6 protein-coding genes are annotated in these 4,684 nt (G+C 56.5%); 4 read left to right on the top strand and 2 right to left on the bottom strand.

What is annotated here, in order from left to right:
- Positions 1–258: 258 nt before the first annotated feature.
- Positions 259–564, bottom strand: a complete 306-nt coding sequence (locus HQL56_18325; protein ID MBF0311474.1) for a hypothetical protein — start codon at positions 562–564, stop codon at positions 259–261.
- A gap of 379 nt (positions 565–943) precedes the next feature.
- A complete protein-coding gene (locus tag HQL56_18330; GenBank protein ID MBF0311475.1) occupies positions 944–1,558 on the bottom strand; it encodes a LexA family transcriptional regulator in 615 nt (204 codons plus the stop codon).
- A 583-nt stretch (positions 1,559–2,141) separates the two neighbouring features.
- On the opposite strand from HQL56_18330, the gene HQL56_18335 reads away from it, so the two are divergent.
- From HQL56_18335 to HQL56_18350, 4 genes are all read left to right on the top strand, one after another.
- On the top strand, positions 2,142–2,369 hold the full coding sequence (locus HQL56_18335) for a hypothetical protein (GenBank protein ID MBF0311476.1): 228 nt from the start codon (positions 2,142–2,144) through the stop codon (positions 2,367–2,369).
- 417 nt (positions 2,370–2,786) lie between these two features.
- Complete coding sequence (locus HQL56_18340; protein MBF0311477.1) at positions 2,787–3,467, top strand: conserved phage C-terminal domain-containing protein; 681 nt, start codon at positions 2,787–2,789, stop codon at positions 3,465–3,467.
- 214 nt (positions 3,468–3,681) lie between these two features.
- Positions 3,682–3,969: a hypothetical protein gene (locus tag HQL56_18345; protein ID MBF0311478.1), complete on the top strand. Its 288-nt coding sequence runs from the start codon at positions 3,682–3,684 to the stop codon at positions 3,967–3,969.
- Positions 3,959–4,615 (top strand): hypothetical protein, encoded by a 657-nt coding sequence (locus HQL56_18350; protein ID MBF0311479.1) that lies wholly within the window; start codon positions 3,959–3,961, stop codon positions 4,613–4,615. Before HQL56_18345 ends, HQL56_18350 begins: the two co-directional genes overlap by 11 nt.
- Positions 4,616–4,684: the final 69 nt, after the last annotated feature.

A 4,684-nucleotide genomic window follows, 5' to 3' on the forward strand; every position in this document is an offset into this window, starting at 1 on the left:
GCACCCCGCACCCCCCTTCCCCCCGTATTTTCTGAACAGAATCCGTAACAGGTACCCGCGCCCAAAAAAAAAGCCGGCATAAGCTGCCGGCTTGAGTTTATCGAGGACTGTCCAAAAAGGATTTGGCGGGGGGGGGAATGCCGTATCCAGGCCAGTCCTGTGCAGAAAGGAGCTTAACACTACCAAGCGAATGTAACATCCGTGTGACGAGAGCGGAAAAATAGGTAACAAAACGTCACGACTCCCCACTTTGAAGCGTTACGCCCCGTTCTTCTCTCCCCAGGCAAGGAAATGACCCAGATTTCGGTTACGCTGCTGCTGGTCGCGATATATCTCCTCTTTGAGAGAAGGTTCGCTCAAAGCCTCGCTCCGGGCGAAATAATCGGCGGAAACCTCCTCCACCCGCTCCATGGCACGTTCGAGGAGATTAAACTCCAACAGGCGACGCTCTCCCCGATGCTCCTGTACCGCAACCTGAGACAACTCCAGAAAAGCCCGCAACTCCGGAGAAGAGGTTCCGTTGGCCAAGACGAGGCGATGAAGTTCGTAAATATCCTGCAACATGGCATGTAGTCTCCGCACGGAGGAAAACTGGCAGGGGAGGTATATCAAAAAAGGGGGGGCGCGTAAACAAAAAATTGGTATTTACGGACGAAATAAAAAAATGCAGCCTCCCCTATAAAACAACTTGAAATATGAACCTGTCTTGTGGCAACCTGAAAATCATGCAGCGGGGGAAAAAGAGACAAGACCCCGTGCAAAATCACACATAAGTTATATGAACGGTAACACAATCTCAGAATAATGCAAGCAAGGTGAACCAGTCCTTCATGACAATGTCTGATAGTTTCTATTGCAGGAAAATATCCATATAAGATAGAGAGGATCTTGTTTGAAATATAGCCCATCATACTAACTAATGTTGTTGAAATGGGCAAAAAAATTAGAGGCGTCTTCCGAACCAGCAGATGCGCCCCATGAATTCGACCCGGGCCACGTCTTGCGGCGGCAGATGCTCATCGCGATAGGAGGGATTGTCGTGTACCAGAATCAGATCGCCCCGCGCGGAACGTTGTATCCGCTTGGGTACCAGCTCTCCGGCTATGCGCAGCAAAAACAGACCCCCTTCTGGCCCCGGAACCCGCTGGGAGGTGTCGGCCATGATCATGTCGCCACTGTGAAGCGTGGGGTGCATGGCGTCCCCGTGAACCACCACCACCAGCATCTGTTGCGGGTTGAAGCCGTGACGCCGGCACCAGAGCGCCAGAAGATCGCTCTCCTGCAACAGATTGTCGTGGTTGTTCAGCTCCTGGGAGGCCGACTTGAAGGCGAACTGGGCCGGTTCCGGCTCCACCGGACCCTCTCCGGAGTGCAGCCAGTCCGGACGAACCTCCAGCGCACGGGCGATATCCACCAGGCGACCGGGCGACTGACTCGTCCCGGTCTCGATCTCCCCAATGGACGACTGCCCCGCGTAACCCACACGCAGAGCCAGCTCCCCCTGGGAAAGTCCAAGCTCCTTGCGACGCTTGCGAATGCGCTCTCCGACAGTTTCCATGGCGGCACGCTATGAAGAAATCGGAGGGAGAAGGAAAGAAACATTTTTTTGTTGACAATCACCCAACAAATTGATTAATTGGTTTTACCCCACGCAGACTGGATAGGTCTGTTGTATAAGATCAACTCCAGTCGGATTCCGAAGCACGGTGTGTTGTGCAATCCACAGTCTGAACCTCTTCGGAGTCTTTCCCTCTTTTGGCCCGGGGCGAATTCCCTTCACTTGGTGTTCGCTCCGGGCCCGCCCTCCGCTAAAGTCGCGCGGATGGCAACTTGGCAGTGGCCGGCAAGGATGTTGGCCAAAGCCCGCGGGGATGGGGCGGGTTATTTCCTTGTTGGAGGCTTCCGCCCGGTCATGGTGGCTTGGCAAGGAGGCTCCAGTGGTCAACGTCAGCAATATGGAGTACGACAAGATGGTCAAATGGCATGGAATTCCCGATTTGTCAAAGTTTGATGATGCCGAAGTCCTGCAAAGATTGCCGAAACTTATGCGGCAGGTCGCAGTGCTTATCGGGTTGGCAGGAGTCAAGTGTCTGGTACAAAACTATGGGGGAAGGCGCGTCTTCATTCCGCAGGAAGTGCGTTTGGAACATCCCCTGGTAAAACTGCTGGGTGTCGGCAGTACCCTGCTGCTGGCCAGCACCTATGGCGGCGATGATCTGCGGGTGCCTACGGTGGAGAATACCTTTCGCGGCGTGCGTAACCTGGAGATCATGCGACGCTCCATTCAGGGCGAAACGCCCAGGCAGTTGGCCAAGGAGTATTGCCTGACGCCCCGGCGGGTTTATGCCATTTTGTATGGCTCGATTTGACGGGGTAGGGGGGGCGAAAGCCCCCCTTTTTTTACCCTTTGCCGTCCACTATTTATACCGCGTCCACTTTGGCATGCGTCATTTTTCTGTAACTATTCAGGATCCCGCGCAGCGCGATATGACGAAGTCAACGGCGAAAGGAAAAGTCCCAGGGCGCTGCCCTGGACCCGTCGGGGGGGATAATCCCCCCCGAACCCCCGTATACCTGAACAGATACAGAAAAATTACGTATTCCAAAGTAGACGCGGTATAATCCTTTGAATATAAAAAAAGAAAATATTCTATACTTTAACGTAATGTTTATTCCTTATTTGTATAAACAATTCATGATGTTACCCAGACCTCCGTCGAAGGGATAATCCCTCCCGACCCCCCGTAAACTGAACCGATACCGTGATTCATCACCGAGGAACGAAAATGTCCATCAAGGCCATGGAATGGGCTTGGCAACAACCCGTAAAGTCCGGTCTCAAGCTGGTCCTTCTGGCCTTGGCCGACTACGCCAATGCCCAGGATGCCTGCTGGCCAGCCATCGAAACCCTGGCCCATAAATGCGGCATGGGTCGAACCACCGTTCTGCGCCATCTGGAGCAACTCGAAGAGTCCGGTTGCCTGCGGCGCCACCCCCGATGGTCCGCTCCCGGCATGCGCGGAACCGACTTCTACGTGTTGCAAATCGGATCCAAATTGGCCGAATCGGCCCCAAATCTGGCCAAATCCGCCCCAAATCCGCTCCAAATCGGCACCCTGAATCTTTATGAACCGTCAGTGGAACCGTCAATGAACCCGTCAGGAACCACGGCGGGGGCGGACGTTGTACATCTGCGGCAAACGGCGCAGGAGATCGTCCAGTTCCTCAGTCAGCGCGTCAAACGGGACTTCCCCATCCAAACCCCCACCGGCGCCCCAACAACCCATGTTGAACTGGTCATGGCCCGCTTGCGCGAAGGCTACAGCGCCCACCAATGCCGCATGATGATCGTGCGCAAAATCCGTGACTGGGGCGAGCAGGAGAAAATGCGCCGCTTCCTGCGCCCAATCACCCTGTTCAACAAGGAGAAATTCGAAACCTACCTGGCCGAATGCGTGGTGGAGTAGACCCACTTCCCTATATTTGGAGTAACTATTCAGACACCTGCACAGTGCAGCATGATCGTGTCAACGGCGAAAGGGAAAGTCCCAGGGGTGCCCCTGGACCCGTCGGGGGGATAATCCCCCCGAACCCTGGTATTGATTGAGGATTGGAGGCGGCTCTGCCCTGAACCCGTGGCATCCCCCGGAACTACCGTATCGAACAAAGGAGTGACAAGCTATGCCGGACCATTGTCCCGACTGCACCGCCCCCCTGACCAATCCTCGCGCCTGTGGCTGCGGCTGGCGTCAGGCCTGGATGCCCGAATCCCCGAATCCCGCCCCTTCCACCCCCGAAACCCACACCTACAGCAAGGAGTTCCAACGCTTCTACTTCAAGTGGGTTCAAGCCATGATCAAGGGGGAGTTCCGCTCCCCACCCGAAACCTTCGCCTCGGATGAGGCTCTGGAACAAGCGGTACTGACCTGGGGTCGCAACGGGTCGCAGGGAGATCGTCATGTCGGCTGAATCCCCCGTGCGCCTGCTGGGCGCTCTCTCTCTGCAGGCTCAAACCGTTTCGGAAAAAATCCATCGCAACGCCGGCCTGCCCCCTCTGCCTGCCTGGGCCAATGCCGCCGCCATTCTCGCCCACCTCGACGATCCGTTGGGCAGTTGCCTGCTGCGGGTCAAATGGGGCGGCCAGGAGTCCCAGCGCCGTCATCTGGTGGAAAAAACCTGGTCACGTTTGAAACAATCCGGCCTGGTTTGGGAGGAGAAAAAAAGTCGCCGCCTGGCCACCCTGGCCCTGAACGAGGTGGTTCACAACGGTTTTGCCTGTTCCCAGTGTCACGGACGCGGACTGATCCTGATGCGGGAGCCTGCCAAACTGTGTCGCGCCTGTGGTCGGGTCATGGATCCTCCCGAGGAGACCTGCTGGTACTGCGACGGTCCCTGGCGGGTATTCGTGGTGGAACGCCGGCGTACCTGCCGCACTTGTCAGGGCAGAGGCGTGCGGCCTGCTTTGAGCGGGCGGCAATGTGCGCATTATCTGGGAGTTGCCGAGTCGAACTGGCGGCGAACCTGGGCCCAACGCTATCGCATGGTGCTCGGGGTGTTGTTGAATTGCGAAGTCCGGGCGTTGCAACAGGTGATCCGGGAGACGAAAGGGGCTTGAGTCTTTCCAGGAAAATACGGGGGTCCGGGGGGGGATTATCCCCCCCGGCGGGTCCAGGGCAGCGCCCTG

The sequence above is a fragment of the Magnetococcales bacterium genome (assembly GCA_015231925.1).
Classification (GTDB): Bacteria; Pseudomonadota; Magnetococcia; order Magnetococcales; family JADGAQ01; genus JADGAQ01.

Bases quoted from the DNA above. Each gene is read 5' to 3' on its own strand.
- HQL56_18345 (MBF0311478.1), top strand. From the start codon at position 3,682: ATGCCGGACCATTGTCCCGACTGCACCGCCCCCCTGACCAATCCTCGC.
- HQL56_18330 (MBF0311475.1), bottom strand. From the start codon at position 1,558: ATGGAAACTGTCGGAGAGCGCATTCGCAAGCGTCGCAAGGAGCTTGGA.
- HQL56_18350 (MBF0311479.1), top strand. From the start codon at position 3,959: ATGTCGGCTGAATCCCCCGTGCGCCTGCTGGGCGCTCTCTCTCTGCAG.
- HQL56_18325 (MBF0311474.1), bottom strand. From the start codon at position 564: ATGTTGCAGGATATTTACGAACTTCATCGCCTCGTCTTGGCCAACGGA.
- HQL56_18340 (MBF0311477.1), top strand. From the start codon at position 2,787: ATGTCCATCAAGGCCATGGAATGGGCTTGGCAACAACCCGTAAAGTCC.